19 protein-coding genes and 1 tRNA gene are annotated in these 21,434 nt (G+C 70.0%); 9 read left to right on the top strand and 11 right to left on the bottom strand.

Annotation, left to right across the window (positions count from 1 at the left end; translation table 11 throughout):
• Nucleotides 1–4: 4 nt before the first annotated feature.
• The 4 genes from AB0F15_RS27190 (at nt 5) to AB0F15_RS27175 (ending at nt 2,484) form a co-directional block, all read left to right on the top strand.
• Nucleotides 5–649, top strand: coding sequence for an aminodeoxychorismate/anthranilate synthase component II (locus AB0F15_RS27190; RefSeq protein WP_360275959.1), 645 nt, complete (start codon nt 5–7; stop codon nt 647–649).
• Nucleotides 646–1,437 carry an ABC transporter ATP-binding protein gene (locus AB0F15_RS27185; protein ID WP_360275892.1) on the top strand — a complete coding sequence of 264 codons (792 nt, stop codon included), beginning with the start codon at nt 646–648 and terminating at the stop codon, nt 1,435–1,437. Before AB0F15_RS27190 ends, AB0F15_RS27185 begins: the two co-directional genes overlap by 4 nt.
• Nucleotides 1,425–2,066: a hypothetical protein gene (locus AB0F15_RS27180; protein WP_360275889.1), complete on the top strand. Its 642-nt coding sequence runs from the start codon at nt 1,425–1,427 to the stop codon at nt 2,064–2,066. Before AB0F15_RS27185 ends, AB0F15_RS27180 begins: the two co-directional genes overlap by 13 nt.
• A 100-nt stretch (nt 2,067–2,166) precedes the next feature.
• A complete protein-coding gene (locus AB0F15_RS27175; protein WP_360275886.1) occupies nt 2,167–2,484 on the top strand; it encodes a hypothetical protein in 318 nt (105 codons plus the stop codon).
• Between the two features lie 64 nt (nt 2,485–2,548).
• Here AB0F15_RS27175 and pknB read toward each other — a convergent pair whose 3' ends face one another.
• The 7 genes from pknB to AB0F15_RS27140 form a co-directional block, all read right to left on the bottom strand.
• On the bottom strand, nt 2,549–4,534 hold the full coding sequence (pknB, locus tag AB0F15_RS27170) for a Stk1 family PASTA domain-containing Ser/Thr kinase (protein WP_360275883.1): 1,986 nt from the start codon (nt 4,532–4,534) through the stop codon (nt 2,549–2,551).
• Nucleotides 4,531–5,877 carry a serine/threonine-protein kinase gene (locus AB0F15_RS27165; protein ID WP_360275880.1) on the bottom strand — a complete coding sequence of 449 codons (1,347 nt, stop codon included), beginning with the start codon at nt 5,875–5,877 and terminating at the stop codon, nt 4,531–4,533. Before AB0F15_RS27165 ends, pknB begins: the two co-directional genes overlap by 4 nt.
• Nucleotides 5,878–5,880: 3 nt before the next feature.
• The gene (locus AB0F15_RS27160; protein ID WP_360275877.1) at nt 5,881–7,350 is read right to left on the bottom strand and encodes a penicillin-binding protein 2; all 1,470 of its coding nucleotides are present in this window, start codon (nt 7,348–7,350) and stop codon (nt 5,881–5,883) included.
• Nucleotides 7,347–8,834, bottom strand: a complete 1,488-nt coding sequence (locus AB0F15_RS27155) for an FtsW/RodA/SpoVE family cell cycle protein (RefSeq protein WP_360275874.1) — start codon at nt 8,832–8,834, stop codon at nt 7,347–7,349. Before AB0F15_RS27155 ends, AB0F15_RS27160 begins: the two co-directional genes overlap by 4 nt.
• A complete protein-coding gene (locus AB0F15_RS27150; RefSeq protein WP_360275871.1) occupies nt 8,834–10,231 on the bottom strand; it encodes a PP2C family serine/threonine-protein phosphatase in 1,398 nt (465 codons plus the stop codon). Before AB0F15_RS27150 ends, AB0F15_RS27155 begins: the two co-directional genes overlap by 1 nt.
• Nucleotides 10,228–10,689 carry an FHA domain-containing protein gene (locus AB0F15_RS27145; RefSeq protein WP_003079002.1) on the bottom strand — a complete coding sequence of 154 codons (462 nt, stop codon included), beginning with the start codon at nt 10,687–10,689 and terminating at the stop codon, nt 10,228–10,230. Before AB0F15_RS27145 ends, AB0F15_RS27150 begins: the two co-directional genes overlap by 4 nt.
• A gap of 100 nt (nt 10,690–10,789) precedes the next feature.
• Nucleotides 10,790–12,043 (bottom strand): DUF3662 and FHA domain-containing protein, encoded by a 1,254-nt coding sequence (locus AB0F15_RS27140; protein ID WP_360275869.1) that lies wholly within the window; start codon nt 12,041–12,043, stop codon nt 10,790–10,792.
• Nucleotides 12,044–12,173: 130 nt separating this feature from the next.
• Here AB0F15_RS27140 and AB0F15_RS27135 point away from each other — a divergent pair.
• Nucleotides 12,174–12,256 (top strand) — tRNA-Leu (locus AB0F15_RS27135).
• Nucleotides 12,257–12,486: 230 nt separating this feature from the next.
• On the opposite strand, the gene AB0F15_RS27130 is transcribed toward AB0F15_RS27135, so the two are convergent.
• Both AB0F15_RS27130 and AB0F15_RS27125 read right to left on the bottom strand, forming a co-directional pair.
• Complete coding sequence (locus AB0F15_RS27130) at nt 12,487–13,227, bottom strand: trypsin-like serine protease (protein WP_360275866.1); 741 nt, start codon at nt 13,225–13,227, stop codon at nt 12,487–12,489.
• 117 nt (nt 13,228–13,344) lie between these two features.
• The gene (locus AB0F15_RS27125) at nt 13,345–13,719 is read right to left on the bottom strand and encodes an FKBP-type peptidyl-prolyl cis-trans isomerase (protein ID WP_360275863.1); all 375 of its coding nucleotides are present in this window, start codon (nt 13,717–13,719) and stop codon (nt 13,345–13,347) included.
• Between the two features lie 141 nt (nt 13,720–13,860).
• On the opposite strand from AB0F15_RS27125, the gene AB0F15_RS27120 reads away from it, so the two are divergent.
• The 4 genes from AB0F15_RS27120 to AB0F15_RS27105 all read left to right on the top strand — a co-directional run bounded on the left by AB0F15_RS27120 (nt 13,861) and on the right by AB0F15_RS27105 (nt 19,594).
• Nucleotides 13,861–17,079, top strand: a complete 3,219-nt coding sequence (locus AB0F15_RS27120; RefSeq protein WP_360275860.1) for a penicillin acylase family protein — start codon at nt 13,861–13,863, stop codon at nt 17,077–17,079.
• A gap of 74 nt (nt 17,080–17,153) precedes the next feature.
• The gene (locus tag AB0F15_RS27115) at nt 17,154–18,194 is read left to right on the top strand and encodes a PLP-dependent transferase (RefSeq protein ID WP_360275856.1); all 1,041 of its coding nucleotides are present in this window, start codon (nt 17,154–17,156) and stop codon (nt 18,192–18,194) included.
• A gap of 60 nt (nt 18,195–18,254) precedes the next feature.
• Nucleotides 18,255–19,019, top strand: coding sequence for a hypothetical protein (locus tag AB0F15_RS27110; RefSeq protein ID WP_360275853.1), 765 nt, complete (start codon nt 18,255–18,257; stop codon nt 19,017–19,019).
• Nucleotides 19,016–19,594: a class F sortase gene (locus tag AB0F15_RS27105; protein ID WP_360275850.1), complete on the top strand. Its 579-nt coding sequence runs from the start codon at nt 19,016–19,018 to the stop codon at nt 19,592–19,594. Before AB0F15_RS27110 ends, AB0F15_RS27105 begins: the two co-directional genes overlap by 4 nt.
• On the opposite strand, the gene AB0F15_RS27100 is transcribed toward AB0F15_RS27105, so the two are convergent.
• Entirely contained in the window at nt 19,580–20,620 is a 1,041-nt protein-coding gene (locus tag AB0F15_RS27100; RefSeq protein WP_360275847.1) for a patatin-like phospholipase family protein, read from the bottom strand. The two genes, AB0F15_RS27105 and AB0F15_RS27100, sit on opposite strands and share 15 nt — an antisense overlap.
• 10 nt (nt 20,621–20,630) lie before the next feature.
• A complete protein-coding gene (locus AB0F15_RS27095) occupies nt 20,631–21,377 on the bottom strand; it encodes a FadR/GntR family transcriptional regulator (protein ID WP_360275845.1) in 747 nt (248 codons plus the stop codon).
• Between the last annotated feature and the right edge of the window lie 57 nt (nt 21,378–21,434).

Below are 21,434 nucleotides of genomic sequence, written 5' to 3'. Positions count from 1 at the left end.
CGCCATGCGCGTTCTCGTCGTCGACAACTACGACAGCTTCGTCTACAACCTGGTCCAGTACCTGGCCCAGCTCGGCGCCGACTGCACGGTCTGGCGCAACGACGTCGTGGACCTCGACCGCGTGCCCGAGTTCGACGCCGTGCTCGTCTCTCCCGGTCCCGGTACGCCCGAACGCGCTGGTCAGAGCATGGACGTCGTCCGCAAGTGCGCCGAGACGCGCACGCCGATGCTCGGCGTCTGCCTCGGCCACCAGGCGCTCGGCGTCGTCTACGGCGCGACCGTCGACCGCGCCCCCGAGCTGCTCCACGGCAAGACGAGCCAGGTGCGGCACACCGGCGCCGGCATCCTCCAGGACCTGCCCGAGGAGTTCACGGCCACTCGGTACCACTCGCTGACCGTGGTGCCCGACACCATCTCCGACACCGTCTTCGAGATCACCGGACGCACGGAGTCCGGCATCGTGATGGGCATGCGCCACCGCGAGCTGCCGCTGGAAGGCGTCCAGTTCCACCCGGAGTCCGTGCTCACCGAGGGCGGCCACCGGATGCTCGCGAACTGGCTGGCCACCGCGGGCCACCCCGTCGATCCGGTGCGGGTGAACGAACTCGAACGGGCGACCAAGGCGCTGCAGAAGGCCGCTGTTGCGTGATCCGGCTGGCGGGGGTCGGCAAGCGGTACGGGCGGGGTGACTTCGTCCTCCGCGACGTCGACCTGACCGTCGAGCCGGGGCACGTCGTCGGCATCCTCGGCAGCAACGGCTCCGGGAAGTCGACCCTGCTGCGGATCATGGCCGGTGTCTCGCACGCGACCACCGGCACGGTCACCGGCACCCCGCGGATCGGCTACCTGCCGGACCGCTTCCCGGCCGGCCAGCGCATGGGCGCCCGGGCCTACCTGCGGCACATGGCCCGCATCCGCGGGCTCGCCGACCTCTCGATGATCGACCCGCTGCTCGAGCGGCTCGCGCTCGTCGGCGGGCCGACGGCACCGCTGCGGACGCTGTCCAAGGGCAACGCGCAGAAGGTCGGGCTCGCGCAGGCCGTCATGGTGCGGCCGGACCTGCTGATCCTCGACGAGCCGTGGTCCGGGCTGGACGTCGGGACGCACGCGATCCTCGGCGAGGTCGTCGCCGAGACGCGGGCGCGCGGGGCGAGCGTCGTGTTCACCGATCACCGGCCGCAGGTGGTGCACGACCACGCCGACGTCGTCCACCTCATGAACGACGGCAGGCTCACGGCGGAAAGCGCCGAGCCGACCACGCGGATCGTGCTGCGCGGCGACGGCACCGGCTGGGCCGACGAACCCGGCGTGCGGCACGCGGTCGCGGAAGGCCCGCAGCTGGTGCTCACGGTCGAGGTCGCTGCGGTGGACGCGGTGTTGCTGCGGGCGTTGAAGGACGGCTGGTCGGTCCGGGAGGTGGCGCCGTGCTCGCCCTGACGCGGTACTACCTGGCGCTGCTCGGTCATTCGCAGCGGTACCTGCCGGCGTTGCTGGCCTACCTCGCGCTGTGCGTGATCCTCTACGCCGACCCGCACTCACCGCCGCTGCCGCTGTTCGGCGTGAGTGCCGGCGGGCTGCTGGTCGTCTCGTGCTGGCTGACGATCGCCCTGCTCGACATCGAAGACCCCGTCCAGCGCCTGATCACCCTGAGCCACGCGCGGCAGTGGCGGCGGATGATCACCGGCGCGATCCTCACCGTGCTCGCCTGTGCGCTGGTGCTCACCGTGATCACCGAGGGGTGGTCGGCGCTCAAGTCGTTCAAGGTCCAGCCGTCGGCGCTCGGCATCGGGTTTCTCGCCCACCTCGCCTGCGCGGTGCTGGGTATCGCGATCGCCCTCCCGTGCTCGCGGCTGCTCGTCCACCGCGTCGGCTGGACGGTGCTCGCCGCGGTGATCACGCTCGTCGTCGTCCTGCTGGCGAAGATCCCGCTGGTCCACCCGCTGCTGCACGCCCTGACCGACGAGGAACCGGTCGGCGGTCCGCTGGTGCTGGCGCTCGTCACGGCGGTGGGGATGCTGGCCGTCAGCTTCTTCGTCGTCTCGGCCCTGGTGCGCCGGCGCTCCTGACTGCAAATTGCAGAGTTCAATTCCCCCGCCGGACTTCCAGTCGAACCCCGCGGACGGCTAAGGTTCGGGGCCTCTCCGGTTCTGGGCGAAGGGAGATCGGGTGACGGCTGGGATCGTCGCGATCACCGTGCCAAATTCCGCCGATGAGCTTCCGGCGCTCGCCGCGTGGTTGCGTGGCGAAGACGAGCTCCGTGGCCGCGTCCAAGTCTTCGACGCCGTCGTGGTCGGCGTCTCGAGCAACTCCGCCGGTGTCTTCTGCCGCTCGCTCTTCGGGTGGCTGACGCGGGGCCGGGAATCCCGCGTCTCCCTGAAGGTCAAACGCTCGGGCGCCGCGGAGGAACTCCAGCTGGACTTCGGTACCGCGAGCGACGCCGAGCAAGTTCTCGGGGCCGTCCAAGGATTCCTCGACAAGGCCTGAACGACGGAAAAGGCCCGCACGGCGAACCGTGCGGGCCTTTCGCGATCTGTCAGCGCGAGATCGGTCAGGGTGAGCCAGAAGGCGATGTCGGACCCGTCGGGATCGTGATGCCGCCGCCGTTGCCTTCCGATACCTGCACGGTGATGGGCTGGTCCTTGGCGATCTGGCTACCCGCCTTGACGCTCTGCTTGGTGACCGTGCCTTCCGGCTGCCTGCTGCCCCGGTCGGACTGCTGCGTCAGGGTGCCTGTCCAGCCCATGCTCTGCAGCTTCTGCTGCGCTTCGTCGACGGGCATGCCGACCAGTTGCGGCATCTCGATCTGGGTCTGGGTCTCCGGACCCGTCGACACGGTCAGCGTGATGACCTCACCGATCGCCAGCTGACCGCCGTTCGGGTTCTGGGTGATGACCGAGTCCTTCGGCACCGTGTCCGACGCCTGTTCGGTCTTCTTCGTCTTGAAGCCCTGGCCTTCCAATGCCGCCTTGGCCTGCGAGTAGGGCCTGCCGGTGAAGTCGGTGACCGTCTTGAGCTGCTTCGACTTGCCCACCGTGATCTTCACGCTGCTGCCCTCGGCGACCTCGGTCGAAGCCGCCGGGTTCTGCTCCTGCACCAGGCCGGCCTGGTTCGGGTCGTCGACCTCGACCTGGCCGACGTTCGGGTCGAGCGTCAGCTTCGCGTCGGTCAAGGCCTTCTCGGCATCGTCCTTGCTCTTGCCCTTGAGGTCCGGCACGCTCGCCTTGCCCGGCGCCACGCCGACGTACAGCGTGATCTTCTGGCTCGTCGCGACCTGCGTCCCGACCGACGGGTCGATCTTGATGACCCGGGTGATGTCGTCCTGGCCGCACTGGGGGCTGCCGTCGGTCGGCTGCACCCCTCCGCACGTCACCTGCTTCTGCTCGATCGTGCCGTTGAAACCCTTGTTGTTCAACGTCTCCCGGGCCTGGGGCACGGTCAGGTGCAGCACGTCCGGGACCGCCACCAGCGTCGCGTCGTTGCTCTTGAACGAGCCCGCCAGCCACATGATCAGCAGCACCGCGCCCAGCACGAACACAGCGGCCACCGCGGCCAGGATCGTGCGACGCCGGCGTTTGGCCTTCGGGTCTTCGTCGTCCGGCTCGCTGTACTCGTCGTAGCGCTGCGGCTGCCGCCGGTCGGCGTTCATCACCTGCGTGCGCTCGTCTTCGGACATCACCATCGGCGCCACCGGGCGCTGACCCGAGAGGGTGCGCACCAGGTCCGAGCGCATCTCCGCCGCCGACTGGTAGCGGTTCGCCGGGCCCTTGGCCAGCGCCTTCAGCACGACCGCGTCCAGCTCCGGAGCCACCGCCGGGTTCACCGAGGACGGCGATTTCGGGTCTTCCCGGACGTGCTGGTAGGCCACCGCGACCGGGGAGTCCCCGGTGAACGGCGGCTCGCCGGTGATCAGCTCGTACAGCACGCAACCGGCGGCGTAGACGTCGGAACGCGCGTCGACCGACTCGCCGCGGGCCTGCTCCGGCGACAGGTACTGCGCCGTGCCGATCACCGCGGCCGTCTGGGTCATGGCGGACTGGCCGTCGTGCATCGCGCGCGCGATGCCGAAGTCCATCACCTTGACCGCGCCGTTCTTCGTGATCATCACGTTGGCCGGCTTGACGTCGCGGTGCACGATGCCGTGGCGGTGCGAGAAGTCCAGCGCCGCGCATACGTCGGCCATGACCTCCATCGCCCGCTTCTGCGACATCGGACCCTCGGTCTTGACGATGTCGCGCAGCGTCCGGCCTTCGACGTACTCCATGACGATGTACGGCAACGGCCCGAAGTCGGTGTTCGCCTCACCGGTGTCGTAGACCGCGACGATCGCCGGGTGGTTCAGCGCGGCGGCGTTCTGCGCCTCCCGGCGGAAGCGCTCCTGGAACTGCGGGTCCCTGGCGAGGTCGGCACGGAGGATCTTGATCGCGACTTCCCGGCCGAGACGCACGTCGTGGCCGTGATGGACCTCGGACATGCCTCCGTAGCCGAGCGTCTCGCCCAGCTCGTACCGGTTGGAGAGCAGTCTGGGTGTGCTCATCTCTGGGTGCCGTTCCATTCCGTCCAAGGTGTGGTCATGATGCCTTGCTGGCCATCGTCGGTGGTGCCGGGAGTGGTCGCCGCACCGGCGCTCGAAGCGGTCGGTCCCTCCACGGGCGCCTGTCTACCCGGGAACACCTCACTCGTCGACTGGCCGCTGCGCGGCGTCGAGCCGCCGGCGCCGATCATCTTCGCCACCAGCACGATGCCCGCCACCAGGACAACGAGCAGGATCACCGCGAGAAGTGCCCACCAGCCCCACTGGGTCTTCTTCCGCGGTGCCGGCAGCATGACCTGGCGCGGGGCGGGCCGGGACGGCGGGCCGATGACGGGCATCGGGTTCATCGCGGGGGACGGCGGGCCGACCGGCATCGGCTGGTGCATCTGCTGCGGCGGCACGGGCACCGGCATCGACGGTGGCGGCGGCTGCTGCTGCTGTTGATGTTGCGGCTGCTGGGGTTGCTGCCCGGTCGCGTACGCCGCGTTGACCAGCCCGGACGGCGTCGGCAGCGGCAGCCCGGCACGGACCGCGGCGACCGCGGCCGCGAACTCGCCGCCGTTGTTGTAGCGCTGCCGCGGATCCTTGACCAGGGTCGCCTCGATCACCGCACGCGCCGCGGGTGGCACGTCCGGCGGCAGTGGCGGGGCGATGTCGCGGATGTGCATCATCGCGACCGTCACGGCGTTCTCCGACAGGAACGGCCGGTGCCCGGCGAGGCATTCGTAGCCGCACACCGCCAGCGAGTAGACGTCGGACGCCGGCTCGGCCGGTTGCCCGAGCGCCTGCTCCGGCGCGATGTAGTGCGCCGTGCCCATGACCATGCCGGACCGGGTGACCGGGGCCGCGTCGGCCGCCTTCGCCACGCCGAAGTCGGTGATCTTCACCTGGCCCGCCGACGTCACCAGGATGTTGCCCGGCTTGACGTCCCGGTGGACCAGGCCGTGGGAGTGCGCGGCCTGCAGCGCGTTGCCCGCCTGCTCGAGCATGTCGAGCGTGAACTCCGCCGACAGCCGCCCGTGCTTGGCCAGCAAGCCGGCCAGCGGGTCGCCGTCGACGAGCTCCATCACCAGGTACGCGATCGGCAGGTCGCCGTCGAAGATGGTTTCGCCGTAGTCGTGCACCGCGGCGATGCCGGGGTGGTTCAGCGACGCCGTCATCCGCGCTTCGGTGCGGAAGCGGTGGAGGAATTCGGCGTCGCCGGAGAGTTCGGCCTTGAGGATCTTGACGGCCACGGTCCGGTCGAGCCGGGTGTCGCTGGCCTGCCAGACCTCACCCATCCCGCCGACGGCGATCCGGCTCGTCAGCTTGTAGCGGTCGGCCAGCAGCTGACCGGAGGACAGCATGCGCTATCCACCCCCGAGCTTCGCGTTGATGGCCGCACGGCCGATTTCGGAGGCGACCTTGCCGCCCGTCGCGGCCAGCCCGCGGTTGCCGCCGTCTTCGACGATCACGGCGACCGCGATCTGAGGGTCGTTCGCCGGGGCGAAGGCGGTGTACCACGCGTGCGGGGCGGTGTTCTTGGAGTCCGTGCCGTGCTCGGCGGTGCCGGTCTTCGACGCGATCTGGATGTCCGGGCGCTTGCCGCCGCCCGCGGTGAAGCTCTCGGAAGCGATCATCATGTCCTTGAGGATCGCGGCGTTCGACGACGAAAGCGCCGCGGTGCCGGTGAGCTCGGTGGGGCTGTAGTCCTCGATGGTCGACAGGTCCGGCGCCAGCACCGACTGCACCAGCTGGGGCTTCATCGCCATCCCGCCGTTGGCCACGGTGGCCGCGAGCAAGCAGTCCTGCAGCGGGGTGATCCGGACGTCGCGCTGGCCGATGCCGCTTTGGTACAGCGCGCCCTGCGAGTCGAGCGGGCCGACCGTCGACGGGGCGACCTTCATCGGCACGGTCAGGTCGGTCTGCCCGATGCCGAAGTTCGCCGCCGTCTTCTTCATCTTGTCCGGGCCCAGCTGGCCGGCGAACTCCGCGAACGGCACGTTGCACGAGTGCGCGAGCGCGTCCTTGAAGGTGTTGCCGGGGCACGTTTCGCCCGCGTAGTTCTCGAGCGTGACACTCGTGCTCGGCAGCTTGGTGTTCGACGCCGTGCTGACCGGGGTGTCCGGGCCCTTGCCGTCCTCGAGCGCGGCCGCCGCGGTGACCAGCTTGAACGTCGAACCCGGCGGGTAGGTCTCGGAGATCGCCCGGTTCAGCATGGGCTTCTTCGGGTCCTTGTTGTTCGCGTTCCAGGCGTCGGTCTGCGCCTTCGACGTGTGCGAAGCGAGCTGGTTCGGGTCGTACGACGGCGTCGACACCATCGCCAGGATCCGGCCGGTCTTGGGCTCCAAGGCGACGACGGCGCCGGTGTAGCCCTTCTGCGTCATCAGGTCGTACGCGGCCTTCTGCACGGCCGGGTCGATGGTCAGCCGGACGTTGCCGCCGCTGGGGTCCCGGCCGGTGACCATGTCCGACAGCCGCCGCACGAACAGCCGCGGGTCGGAGCCGTTGAGGACGTCGTCCTCGGCGCGCTCCAGCCCGCCGGCGCCGTAGTTGATCGAGTAGTAGCCGGTGACCGGCGCGTACATCGGGCCGTCGGCGTAGGTCCGCTTGTACTTGTACTTGTCGTTCGACGGGTCGATGCCGGCCAGCACCTCGCCGTTGGCTTGCGACACGATCTTGCCGCGCTGGCGGGCGAACTCGTCGTAGAGCACCCGGGCGTTGCGCGAGTCGGTGCGGTAGTCGTCGGCCTTCACCACCTGGATGTACGTGGCGTTGGCCAGCAGCAGGACGACCATGACGAGCATCGCCATGCCGACCTTGCGGAGCGGCGTGTTCATGCCTGCGCGCCCCCGTCCGCCGGTGGACGCTGCACGAGCACGGTGTGCGCTTCCGCGATCGGTGCCTGCGGCTGCTGCTGCGGCTTCGGGCGCGAGGTGGGCTTGCGGGCCGCGTCGGAGATGCGGAGCAGCAGCGCGACCAGGATGTAGTTCGCGAGCAGCGACGAACCACCCTTGGACAGGAAGGGGGCGGTGATACCGGTCTCCGGGATGAGTTTCGTGACTCCGCCGACGACGACGAAGATCTGCATGACCATGGTGAACGCGAGCCCGCCGCCGAGCAGCTTGCCGAACGTGTCGCGCACGGCGAGCGCGCTCCGCATGCCGCGCATGGCGACCATCAAGTACAGCATCAGCACCGCGGCCAGCCCGATGAAGCCGAGCTCCTCGCCGATCGACGCGGTGATGAAGTCGGTGTTGGCCTCGGGCACCATGTCCGGCCGGCCGGCGCCGAGCCCGGTGCCGCCGACGCCACCGGTGCCGAGCCCGAACAGGCCCTGCGCGAGCTGGTAACCGCCGCCGGCCTGGTCGTAGGTGGCCAGCGGGTCCAGCCAGTTCGCCACGCGCTGCTGGACGTGCGTGAAGAGCTTGTACGCGATCACGCAGCCGACGGCGAAGAAGCTGAGCCCCAGGACGACCCAGATGGCCCGCTCGGTCGCGACGTACAGCATCACCAGGATGACGCTGAAGAACAGCAGCGACGTGCCGAGGTCCTTCTCGAACACCAGGACGCCGATGCAGACGAACGCGGCGATCAGGATCGGGCCGAGGTCGCGGGCGCGCGGCAGCTCGACCCCGACGAGCTTCTTGCCCGCCACCATGAACAGGTCCCGCTTCGACACCAGGAACGAAGCGAAGAAGATCATCAGCAGGATCTTCGCGAACTCGCCCGGCTGGATCGAGAAGAACGGCAGCTTCAGCCACACCTTGGCGCCGTTGACCTCGGACAGGCTCGACGGGAGCAGGGCGGGCAGCGCCAGCGCGACGATCCCGATCAGGCCCGCGGTGTAGCCGTAGCGGGTCAGCGTGCGGTGGTCGTTCACCACGATCAGCACGACGACGAAGAACACCAGTGAGATGACCGTGAACAGCACCTGCGCGGTGACGGCGGGCGTGTAGTCCTTGCCCTGCTGCGTGGCGCGTTCGGCCAGCGCCAGGTCGATCCGGTGGATCATCACCAGCCCGATGCCGTTCAGCAGCGCGACGCAGGGGAGCAGCACGGGATCGGCGTACGGCGCCCACTTGCGGACGGCCAGGTGCGCGCCGGTCAGCACCCCGAGGTAGGCCAGGCCGAGCCAGATGATCGAGGCGGTGAGCTCCTGCTCCTGGTTCGCCTCCACCAGGACCAGCGCGATGGTGACGATGACCGTGGCGAAGCCCAGCAGCACCAGTTCGGTGTTGCGGCGGGTCGGGACCTCGCGCGGCGGGTTCGTCTGGAACTGCGCGGCGAGCGGTTCGGCGGCGCGCGCGGCAGACTGGCTCATCAGTTACCGCCTCCGTTCGTCGGTGCCGTCGAACTCGGCGTCGAGCAGTCCCTCCCCGCTGGCTGGTTCGCCGACGAGGGAGCGGTCGAGCCGGCCGGAGCCGACGGAGTCGTCGTCGGCGTGACCGAAGGGCTCGGCGTCGCGGACGGCTGACCGCCCGCCGGCGCGCACGTGTTCAGGCGTTTGCGCAGCTGCAGGAAGTCATCGATGTACTTCCGGGCGTCGTCGAGGTTGTCCCTCTTGACGCCGTTCTGCACGGCCAGCCGCGCGTCTTCCTGGAGCTGGGTGACGCGCAGCTTGTCCGTGCACACCTGGCTGGGGGGGCAGGAGCCCTGCTCGTAGGCGTGCAGGTCGATGCCGAGAATGCTGCCGGGGACGCCGCGGTAGATCACGACCTCCCCGTCCGCTCCCTCGCCGACATAGTACTGACTCAGCACGAAGTAGCGGGTCGCGATGGCCGCCGCGGCGAGCACCACGAGAACCACGAGCGCGCCGGCCAGCCAGCGGAACCGCTTCCGGCGCCGGGCCTTCGGGTCTTCCTGCGGCTGGGGCAGGTCCGGACGCTGCTGCGGCGGCGGCTGGGTCAGCGCCCTCGCGCGCGCCGCGGGGGAGTCGCCCTGGTGCAGCTCGTCGCTGCCGTCCCCGGCGGCGCCGCCCACGATGGGCGCGTCCTCGCCGAAGTCGACGTCGACCACGTCGGCGATGATCACCGTGACGTTGTCCGTGCCGCCGCCCTTGAGCGCCAGCTCGATCATCCGGTCCGCGCACCGCTGCGGGTCCGGGATCTGCACGGCTTCGGCCAGCGTCTCGTCGCTGACCATGCCGGACAGGCCGTCCGAGCAAATCAGGTACCGGTCACCGGAACGCGCCTCGCGCACGGTCAAGCTGGGCTCGACCTCGTGCCCGGTGAGCGCCTTGAGCAACAGCGACCGCTGGGGGTGCACCGCCGCTTCCTCGGGCGTGATCCGGCCCTGTTCCAGGAGTTCGTTGACGAAGCTGTCGTCGCGCGTGATCTGCGCGAACTGACCGCCGCGGAGCAGGTACGCCCGCGAGTCGCCGACGTGCACCAGCCCCAGCCGGGTGCCGGCGAACAGCACCGCGGTGAGCGTGGTGCCCATGCCGTCGAGGTCGGGGTCCTGCGAGACGAGCTCGGCGATCGCGGCGTTGCCGTTCGCCACCGCTTCGCGCAGCTGGGCGAGCAGGTCGTCGCGCGGTTCGTCGTCGTCGAGCGGGGCGAGGGAGGCGATGACGACCTTGCTGGCCACTTCACCCGCCGCGTGCCCACCCATGCCGTCGGCGAGCGCGAGCAGGCGAGGGCCGGCGTACACGGAGTCCTGGTTGCTCGAACGCACCAGGCCCCGGTCGCTGCGGGCTGCGTAGCGGAGGACGAGAGTCATGGGCGAAGCTCGATCACCGTCTTGCCGATCCGGATGGGGACTCCGAGCGGGACCCGGAGGGGTGCAGTGACCTTAGCCCGGTCCAGGTAGGTGCCGTTCGTCGAGCCCAGATCTTCCACGTACCAGTCCTCACCGCGCTGCGCGATCCGTGCGTGCCGGGTCGACGCGTAGTCGTCGTCGAGGACCAGTGTGGAGTCGTCGGCGCGGCCGATCAGGATCGGCCTGCCGTCGAGCGCGATGCGTGTCCCGGCCAGCGCGCCGTGGGTCACGAGGAGCTGCTGCGGCGACTTGCTGTTGCGCGGCTTCTTCTCCTTCTTGCGCCCGAAGGTCGGCACCTGGACGCGCATGCCGGACGCCGCGTAGAGGTCCGAACGGACGACTCTGAGCGCGGCGAACACGAAGAGCCAGAGCAGCACGAGGAAGCCCACCCTGGTGAGTTGTACGACCAGCTCTGGCACTTGGTGTGTCCGCTCCCGACTCTTCCGCGCAGCCGCGACGCGGGTACGCCGCGGTCCCCCCGCACGTCAATTCTGCGGGAACAGTATTCCGGGTCCCGAGTCAGCCCTGTGTACGGAACACGAGGGACGAATGACCCACCCGGATGACGTCGCCGTCGGCGAGCTGCCAGGTCTGGACCGGGGTGCCGTTCACGGTCGTGCCGTTGGTCGAGCCGATGTCGGCGAGCGTGGCGCTCTGGCCGTCCCAGGTGATCTCCAGGTGACGACGCGAAACACCGGTGTCCGGCAGGCGGAAGTCCGCGTCCTGGCCCCGGCCCACCACGTTCCCGCCTTGCTTCAGCGAGTACGTCCGGTTCGAGCCGTCGTCCAGCTGGAGGCTCGCCGCGAGCTGGCGGCCCGGCGCGGGCTGGCCGTAGCCGCCCTGCTGCTGGGCGTACGGGTCCGCGGCCGGCTGGCCGTACGCCTGCTGCTGCTGGCCGTACTGGTCGTAGCCGCCCTGCTGCTGCTGGCCGTACTGGTCGTAGCCGGGCTGCTGGTAGCCGCCCTGCTCGTAGCCACCGCCCTGCGGCTGGGCGTAGCCACCCTGGTCGTAGCCGCCACCCTGGGGCTGCTGGTAGCCGCCCTGCTCGTAGCCGCCACCCTGGGGCTGCGCGTAGCCACCCTGGTCGTAACCGCCGCCCGGGGGAGGCGGCGGCTGCTGCTGGTAGCCGCCCTGCTCGTACCCCCCACCCTGCGGCTGACCGTACTGGTCGTAACCACCACCCGGCTGCTGGGCGCCGTACTGGTCGTATCCACCCTGCTGGCCGTAACCCTGGTCGTACCCGGGCTGCTGGCCACCCTGCTGTCCGTAGCCGTACTGGCCCTGCTGGCCGTACGGGTCACCCTGGTCGTATTGGCCGTAGCCGGGGGGCTGGCTCATTGCTGGGTCTCCTGCGTTGCTGGGTCGTGCCGACCGCGGTGAACCGGCGCCTGAGGGGCGGGCGTCGGGATCGACGGACGAACGGGTCTTGAACTGTCCAGTATGCAGCGCCTCGTTGCGCTCGAGTGATACGACGACGTCACCATAGGTGTCCAGGCCTTCGGCGGCGAGGTGTTCCGCCACCGCCTTGGCCAGCACCTGAGTGACGCGTTGCTCGTCACCGGCCATGCGCTCGTGGTCAGCCGTCCCCAACGACACGATGTAGTGATTCGGGGCGAGCTGCCGACCGCCTGCCAGCTCACGAACGTTCTCCTCACTCTCCCGCTCCAGGGCGATCGCCACTTCCTGCGTGACGACATTGCCACCGAACATGCGCGCGAAAGTGTTCCCCACCAGGTTCTCGAGTCGCCTGTCAAATCGTTCGGCGCGGCCCACCGGGGAAAACCTCCTCACACGTGTGCTTCCGCACCGATCCTATCCGGGTGGGCGAGCCTCGACACGGCCCCCGGTGAAACCCGTGGAAACCACCTGATAGTCTTCTCATCGCTGAAGCAAGGAAGCGCTCGGGCGAGTGGCGGAATGGCAGACGCGCACGGTTCAGGTCCGTGTGTCCGAAAGGACGTGAGGGTTCAACTCCCTCCTCGCCCACGCTGTTCAGGGCCCCGATCGCTAGCGCGATCGGGGCCCTTTCCCGTTGGCCCTGCTTCTCCCGGGGGGCCGAGCCCCCCGGACCCCCCACGGTGCCTCCCGTCACCTTCCAGCGGGAGCCGGGGAGGTACCGGGAGGCGCCGGGAGGTGCCGGGAGAGGCACCCGTGGGCGGCTTGTGGGCCGCTTTGACGGCTCGTGGGCTATGTCACCTCTGTTCGCTTGGGCGAAGTTACGCCGTGTGGGTGGTGAGCCAGGTGGCTAGGACGTCCGCCCGGCTTGTTGTCTCGATGCCCGCGTGGGGGCAGTTCGGGCCCGTTGCTTCCAGGGCGACCAGCTCGGTGCCGGTGAAGTAGGGGGCTCCCGAGTCGTAGGTGCAGGCGCTCGTCGTCGTTTCGGGGGACTCGCCGCGGACGCCCAGGGTCGTTGCGTCCACCTTCGCGATCGTCACCGTGCCCTGCTGGAGGCGGGTGGCCGGCCGGGGATCCGTGCCCGTGAGGCTGCCCCAGCCCGCCAAGGTCAACCGTCGGCCGATCTTCGGGGGCGTGCGATCCACCGTCAGAGGCGGCACCGTGGTCACCGGGGAGTCGAGGCGGATCAGGGCCACGTCGTTCTCCTCGGCCTGGAGGACCTCGGTCGCCCGGCGGGCGATGCCCGACTCCGTCGCTTCGTCGACCAGGCCCAACGTCACCGTCGTCGGGTACGGGACCTTGCCCGAGACCCGGTTGCGGTGGGCGTCGTGGAAGCAGTGACCGGTCGTCACGACCCAGGTGGGCGCGATGAGCGCACCCGTGCAGTAGCTGCTGTACGTCGAGCCGTCCGGACGCGGGATCTTCGTCATCGCGAGCTTCGCGACGAACCCGAACTGGCCGGGTGGGACGTCGGAACCGTGCGCGACCCCGGGCGCGGCCAGCGCGGCGGGGGCGGTCGTGATGGTCAAAACGGCAGCGGCGAGCAAGGCGCGCAGGCGCATTCTTCCCCTTCGTCGAGTCGGTGATCGACGTTCGACGTTAGGGCCGCCGCCGCGGACGGGGAATTCCCTGGCCGGGCGTCACCCGGTGGACCATCGGGTGACACCCGGCCAGCGGGATCAGTTCACGCCGACCAGGTCGACGACGAAGATGAGGGTCTCGCCCGGCTTGATCACGCCGCCCGCGCCGCGGTCGCCGTAGGCCAGGTGCGGCGGGATCACCAGCTTGCGGCGGCCGCCGGTCTTCATCCCCGCGACACCCTGGTCCCAGCCGGAGATGACCTGGCCGGCGCCGAGGCCGAAGCGCAGCGGCTCGCCGCGGTTCCAGGACGCGTCGAACTCTTCGCCGGTCGAGTGCGCGACACCGACGTAGTGCACGGTGACGCTCTTGCCCGGCGTGGCTTCCGTGCCGTCACCGACGGTGATGTCGGTGATTTCCAGTTCGGCCGGAGCGGGCCCGTCCGGGCGGTCGATGAGGGGCTTTTCCAAGGTCATGGCCCTCACCGTACCGACGGCCCTGACGCTGCGCCGATCGGACTACACCCAAGGAGGGGAAAAACGCGAAAAGTCTTCACACTTCGGCTACTGCTGGGTAGCGTGCGCTTCGTCACTTTTCTGGACTGAGGGGAGCCCGGCATGCGTCGTCGCATCCGCGCCCTGACCGTTACGGCACTGGGGGCCCTCGTGGCCGGACTCACCCAGGTCGCCGTCACCGCGCCGGCCGCGCAAGCGGCCGTGTCGCCCGATGACTACTGCGGCGGGCAGTGCAGCGACATCCTCCCGCCCGGAGAGCAGGGCAGTGCCACCCTCGCGGAAATCCTCGCGCACAAGCTGCTCGGCACCCGCCCGGCGCACGCCGCCGACCAGCTCGGGAAGTACTCCTCGCTGGCGAACGGCTACAAGACGCTGACCACCGGCGCGATCAACCAGTACTTCAACGACTCCTCGTTCGGCGTCCCGGCCGATCAGGTGGCGAGCACCACGAAGCCGCGTGCGGACGTCACGATCGTGCGGGACAAGGCCCTCGGCGTCCCGCACATCACCGGGACCACCCGCGCCGGCACCGAGTTCGGCGCCGGGTACGCGGCCGGGCAGGACCGGCTGTGGCTGATGGACGTGCTGCGCCACGCCGCCCGCGGGCAGCTCTCGCCGTTCGCCGGTGGCGCCGCCTCCAACCGCGAGCTCGAGCAGCAGTTCTTCTCGAACGCGCCGTACACCGAGGCCGAGCTGCAGCAGCAGATCGACAAGGTCTCCGCCAGCGGCCCGCGGGGCGCTCAGGGCCTCGCCGACGCGCAGGCGTACGTGGACGGCATCAACAAGTACATCAGCGACTCCTACAGCGGCCGGTACTTCCCCGGCGAGTACGTGCTGACCGGGCACATCGACTCGATCACCAACGCGGGCTCGATCGACCCGTTCAAGCTGACCGACCTGGTCGCGCTCGCCTCGCTGGTCGGGGCCGAGTTCGGCGCCGGCGGCGGCGGTGAGGTGCAGAACGCCATCGCGAAGCTCGCGATGCAGGAGAAGTACGGCGTCGTCCAGGGCGAGAAGGTGTGGCAGAGCCTGCGCGCCGAGGACGACCCCGAAGCCGTCAAGACGCTCCACGACGGCCAGACCTTCCCGTACGGCAAGACGCCGGCCAACGCGGTCGGGCAGGCGCTGCCGGACAACGGCTCGGTGACGCCACAGCCCGTGGTGTTCGACAAGACCGGGTCGGCCGCGGCCGCGACGGCGTCCACTGTGGACGTCGCTGCCCCTGCCGAGCAGGAGCCCGCCCGCGGGATGTTCGAGAACGGCGTGCTACCGGGGAACATGCTGAGCGAGAAGCACGGCATGTCCAACGCGCTGGTCGTCTCCGGCGCGAAGACCGCCAGCGGCCACCCGGTCGCGGTGTTCGGCCCGCAGACCGGCTACTTCGCTCCGCAGCTGCTGATGTTGCAGGAGCTGCAGGGTCCGGGCATCAGTGCCCGCGGTGCGGCGTTCGCGGGCCTCAGCCTGTACGTGCTCCTCGGCCGCGGCCAGGACTACTCGTGGAGCGCGACGACGTCGGCGCAGGACATCATCGACACCTACGCGCTGCAGCTGTGCGACCCGAGCGGCAACGCGCCGACGAAGGACTCGAACTACTACACCTACCAGGGCAAGTGCGTCCCGATGGACACCATCGAGGTCAAGAACGCCTGGAAGCCGACCGTGGCCGACGGCACCGCGGCGGGCTCGTACACGCTGCGGAGCTACCGGACCAAGTACGGCCCGGTGATGAGCCGGGCGACCGTCGGCGGCAAACCGGTGGCGTACACGGCGCTGCGGTCGTCCTACTTCCACGAAGTCGACTCGCTGATCGGCTTCCAGGAGCTTAACGACCCGACCTTCGTCCACTCGGCCCAGGACTTCCAAAAGGCCGCGGCGGACATCAACTACACCTTCAACTGGTTCTACGCCGACTCCAAGGACATCGCCTACTTCAACTCCGGCGGCAACCCGGTGCGGCAGTCCAACGTGGACCCGAACATGCCGGTGTGGGGCGACCAGGGCCACGACTGGGTGGGCTGGAACCCGGCGGGCAACCTGGCGAACTACACGCCGGCGTCGCAGCACCCGCAGTCGATCAACCAGGACTACTACGTCAGCTGGAACAACGCCCAGGCCAACGGCTACGCCGCGGCCGGTGCGGACAAGTCGGCCGTGCACCGCGTCGACCTGCTCGACTCGCGGGTGAAGCAGCTGATCAACAGTGGCACCAAGGTCACCCGGGTCAACCTGACCCAGGCGATGTCCGAGGCGGCGCTGGCCGACCTGCGGGCCGAGCGCGTGCTGCCGCTGCTGCTGCAGGTGCTCGACAAGACACCGGCCACCGGCGCGGCGGCGGACGCCGAGGCGAAGCTCAAGACCTGGCTCTCCCACGGTCACCTGCGCACCGAGTCCTCGGCGGGCAGCAAGGCGTACGCGGACGCCGACGCGATCCGCATCTTCGACGCCTGGTGGCCGCTGCTGGTCCAGGCCGAGTTCAAGCCGGGCATGGGCGACAACGCCTACAACGCGATGACCGCGGTGCTCGGCATCAACGAAAGCCCGTCCGGGTGGCAGAACGGCAACGGCCAGCACACCGGCCAGCCGCACAAGGGCTCGTCGTTCCAGTACGGCTGGTGGGGTTACGTCAGCAAGGACATCCGGCAGGTGCTCGGCCAGCCGGTGGCGGGTCCGCTCGGGCAGACGTTCTGCGGCGGCGGCGACGTCACCGCGTGCCGCCAGGCGCTCGTCGACTCGCTGACCACCGCCGCCGGCCAGCCCGCGAACGCCGTCTACCCCGGTGATGCGAACTGCTCGGCGGGTGACCAGTGGTGCGCCGACACCATCGTGCACAACCCGCTCGGCGGCATCACGCAGGACAAGATCAGCTGGCAGAACCGGCCGACGTTCCAGCAGGTCGTCGAATACGCCGCGCACCGCGGGGACAACGTCGCGAACCTGGCGGCGACGAAGACGGTCAGCGCCACCAGCGCCGAGACCGGCTTCTACCCCTCGCCGGCGTCCAACGCGATCGACGGGAACGCCTCGACCCGCTGGGCCAGTGACTGGAGCGACGACCAGGCGATCACCGTCGACCTCGGTTCGGTCCAGCAGGTCTCGCGGGTGATGCTCAACTGGGAGTCCGCGTACGGCAAGGAGTACCGGATCGAGACCTCGCCGGACGCCGTCCACTGGACGGACGCGGCCGTGGTGACCGACGGCGACGGCGGGCAGGACAACCTCTCGTTCGCCGCGACCCCGGCCCGGTTCGTCAAGCTGCAGGGCGTCCAGCGCGGCACCAAGTACGGCTACTCGCTGTACGAGTTCGAGGTGTACGCGCACTGAGCTGCCGACCCTGAAAGCCCGGCCGGGGCACTCGCGGACGCGTGGGTGCCCCGGCCTCCCCTTATCTTGGGCGGATGGACGACTGGACGCCCCGCACCAAGGCCATCGCCGCCGGCCGGCCGCACGGCCCCGGTGAGCCGCTGAACACCCCGCTCGTCGCCACCAGCACCTACCAGGCCGGTGGCGATTTCGTGTACGCGCGCGGCGACGGGACGCCGACCTGGCACGCGCTCGAAGAAGCCGTCGGGGCGCTGGAAGGCGGGCAGGCGACGGCGTTCGCGTCCGGGGTTGCCACGCTGTCCGCGGTGCTGGACCTGCTCCCGGTCGGGTCGCGGGTCGCCGTGCCGACGTTCAGCTACGCGGTGACGCGCGGGGTGCTGGCCCACGCGCAGAAGCTCGGCAAGCTCGCCGTCACCGAACTCGAGCCGACGGACACCGATGCCTGGGTCGCCGAGGCCGCGACGGCCGACCTGGTCTGGCTGGAATCGCCGACCAACCCGACCCTCGACGTGATGGACATCGAGCCGATCGCCGCCGCGGCGCGCGGCCGGGTCGTCGTCGACAACACCTTCGCCACCCCCCTGCAGCAGCGGCCGCTCGAACTGGGTGCGGACGTCGTCGTGCACAGCGCCACCAAGCTCATCGGCGGGCACAGCGACCTGCTGCTGGGCATCACCGTGGCCAAGGACCCGGCCGTCGCGGCCGAGTTGCGCGGCGCGCGGACGAGGGTCGGGTCGACGCCGGGTGCCCTCGAAGCCTGGCTCGCCCTCAGGGGGCTGCGGACCATGCCCGTCCGGCTGGCGGAGCAGTCCCGCACGGCCGCGCTGCTGGCGGAGCGGCTCGCCGGGCACCCCGCGGTGCGGCGGGTGCGCTACCCGGGCTTCGGCATGATGGTCGCCTTCGAGCTGGCCGACGCCGAGACGGCGGACCGGTGCTGCGCGTCGGTCCGGCTGATCCGGTCGGCGACGAGCCTCGGCGGCGTCGAAAGCCTGGTCGAGCGGCGGGCGTGGCTGGCGGGCGAGGAGCGTGTGCCGCCCGGGCTGATCCGGTTCAGCGTCGGCCTCGAGGACCCGGATGACCTGTGGCGCGACCTGGCGTTCGCCCTCTCGGAGTAACGCAGGTGGTTGAATCGTCGATAGTCGCGACGTCTTGGTCAACCGCCGTTGGGAGTCACCGTGGGTAGAACGCTGAGCCGGGTCGCGGGAATCGTGTCCGCGGGTGCGCTGATCACCTTCGCCGCGGCGCCCGCCGCGCTGGCCGACGACGAGACCCCCACGTCCGAGACGACCACGGCCACGTCGGAAACGACCACCACCACGGCTCCGACCACGACCGAGACCACGGCATCGTCGGTGCCGGTCACGACGACCGGCACCACCTCGGCTCCGGCGACGACCGACGTCACGTCGACCACCACTCCCGGGACCACCACTCCCGAGGACACGACCACGGCGACGTCCGAGCCGCCGAAGGACGACTACCAGGACAACACCGGGGCCGGCTTCGTCGGCGTCGGCGGCGAAGGCAGCCTGACCATCAACTGCGCAGCCGGAGCGCCTGGCAACGTGGCGACCCAGTACCTGAGCGTCACCGGCGGCCCGGACCAGGACGGGGCCGACGGCCGGATCTGGCACTACTCCGTGCGCGTCGACCAGCTGCCGCCGGGCACGACCACCGGCAAGTTCAGCTGGACCTGCGACGGCATCGACGGCGAGGGCGTGGTCGTCTTCGAGCAGGCGCCGCCGCCGGACAGCAGCACCGCGCCGGTCGCCACCGCGACGGCGAGCACCGCGCCGGTCACCACCGCGGTGGCGAGCACCGCGCCGGTCACCACGGCGACCCCGGCCTCGGCCGCTCCTGGCAACGCGGCACCGAAGGCCCAGGTCAAGGTCGCGCCCAAGGGCGGGATCGAGACGGGCTTCGGCGGCACGGCCCCGTGACCGTCCGCCGGGCGGCCGTCGCGCTCGCCCTCGCGTTGACGCTCGCCGGCTGCGGCTCCGCGACGGATCCCCCCAAAGCAGCATCGGTGCCGTCGTCGGTTCCGGTGACCGCGCCGTTCAAGGGCCTGCGGCCGACGTCGGTGCGGATCCCCAAGATCGGCGCGGACTCCAGCCTGATCTCGGTGGGCCTCAAGACCGACGGCTCGATTTCCGTGCCGTCGGTGCACAAGCCGATGCAGGCCGCCTGGTACCAGCTCTCGCCGGTGCCCGGTGACGTCGGCCCGGCGGTCGTGCTCGGGCACGTCGACGGCGACAAGAAGCCCGGCATCTTCTTCAAGCTCAAGGATCTCGCCCCCGGCGACGAGGTGGACGTCGACCGCAGCGACGGGAAGAAGCTGAAGTTCGTCGTCGACCACGTCACGCAGGTTCCGAAGGACACGTTCCCGCGCGACGCCGTCTACGGCAACAGCGCCAAGCCGGAGCTGCGGCTGATCACCTGCGGTGGTGCGTTCGACCACGCCGAGCACAGCTACAAGGACAACATCGTCGTCTACGCGAACCTAGCCGACGCCTGAGCCGGGGTACGGGAATTCCGGCTGCCCGGTCGTTTCCGGGCACACCCAGCGCCGCATGCCCGCGTCGCAGACCGCGTACCCCCAGTTGATCAGCTGGTCCTGCGTCGCTTCGGACATCCTGGTCAGCCGGGTCTTGGTCTCGGCGAGCCGTCTGGTCTGCGCGACGGGGGCGGGCAGGGCGTCCGGCAGCTCGAAGTGCTCGATGTCGCTGTAGGTCGCCCAGTACGTCCCGGCGTAGACCTTGTCTTCGTAGGACTTCAGCAGTGAGCCGGTGCGCAGCTCGCGGACCTGGTTGTCCATCACCGTCAGCACCCGCAGCAGCTGCATCGGCCAGTTGTGCCTGGGCTTGTCCTCGTGCTTCATCTTCTTGCCGGCGTCGCTGACCAGGACGGTCGCCCGCTGGTTCTCGATCGGGTCCAAGCCGAGGTTGTCGTACACGCCCGCGTCGCTGAGCACGATCTTGTGGCCGGCCTGGTGCGGGTCGTCGATCACGACCGGCGAGAGCATCGGCGGGAACGCCGACGACGCGGCGACCGCGGTCGCGAGCGGGATCCGGCCGTGCGGGCCCGGCTGCCGGAAGAACCACCACAGCGAGCCGTCCTGCAGGCTGGTCGCGGTGAACACGAAGTGCGGGCCTGCCGGATCGAGGTCGGCGAGGCAGCAGTCGCCGAAGAGGTGCTTCGCGTACCGGCGAGCGAGTTCCTCGCCGGCACTGCGCCAGGGCATGAACATCGCCTTCAGCGTGACCGGCACGTCGAGGTTGGTGCGGGCCAGCTTCCGGATCGGCTGCACGACCTCCTTGCCGAAGTTCTCCGCCACGCCGTCCGCGCCGAACCACAGCTTTTGCCACGCGTGCGCCAGCACGCCCGCCGCGATCGAACCGCCGGAGACGCTGGAGACGGTGGTCAGCTTCGGCAGCCAGCCGAGCTCGTTGAGCCGCCAGAGCGCGCCGGCGTGGAAAAGCATCGCCCGATAGCCACCGCCGGAAAGCGCGAGGCCGACACCGTCCCGTTTCGCCGCGTCCACCTCGCCGAGTTTAGGGCCGGAGCAACGGCGTGAGCAGCGGCCGTTGCCCGGCGGGGACGTAATCGGCGTAATTGTCGTACAACGCCTGTTTGGCCAGGTGCGCCGAACCAGCGCCGTCGGCCGCGCGGATCGCGTCGAGCACCTCGGCGTGGTGGGCGAGCCACGTGCGCATCAGCGACGTCCGGTTGCTGGCGTGCTCGAGCTTGTCCTCGATCAGTTCCAGCACGACTCCGCGGACGACTTCTTCGCTGACCACCAGCAGGGGGTTGCGGGAGATGCGCGCGATCACCTCGTGGAAGGCGACGTCGGCGCGGCTGAAGTCGGCATAGCCGCGGGAGACGCCTTCGCGCATCGACTCCAGTGCCGTGTCGAGGCCGGTCAGGTCCTCGTCGGTGCGCAGCTCGGCCGCGAGGAGGTGCGCCGAGCCGTCGAGGATCATCCGGAACTGCAGCAGTTCGGCGAGCCCGACGTGGTCGGCGCGCGCGAGCCGGTGCATCGAGCGGTGCAACGCGACGGGCGAGGCGGCCAGTACCTCCGGGCCGCGCGGGTCCCCGGGCCGGGAGCGGATCATCTCGGCCGCCTGCAACACGCGCAGGGCTTCGCGGACCGTCGAGCGGCCCACGCCGAACTGCGTCATCAGCTCGCGCTCGCTCGGCAGGCGTTCGCCCGGCTTGAGCGCGCCGCTGACCACGGCCTGCTCGATCTGCTCGACGACCCGCTCGTACGCGCGGACCGGAGCCACCGTTTCGAACCGCATCCCTTGACCTCGACGTCCGTCGCGTGCAGGCTACTGGTCAGACCAGTGTACCTACCT

The organism is Amycolatopsis sp. NPDC026612 (assembly GCF_040638285.1).
Taxonomy (GTDB): Bacteria; Actinomycetota; Actinomycetes; order Mycobacteriales; family Pseudonocardiaceae; genus Amycolatopsis.
This window is presented reverse-complemented; position numbering and strand designations above follow the sequence as displayed.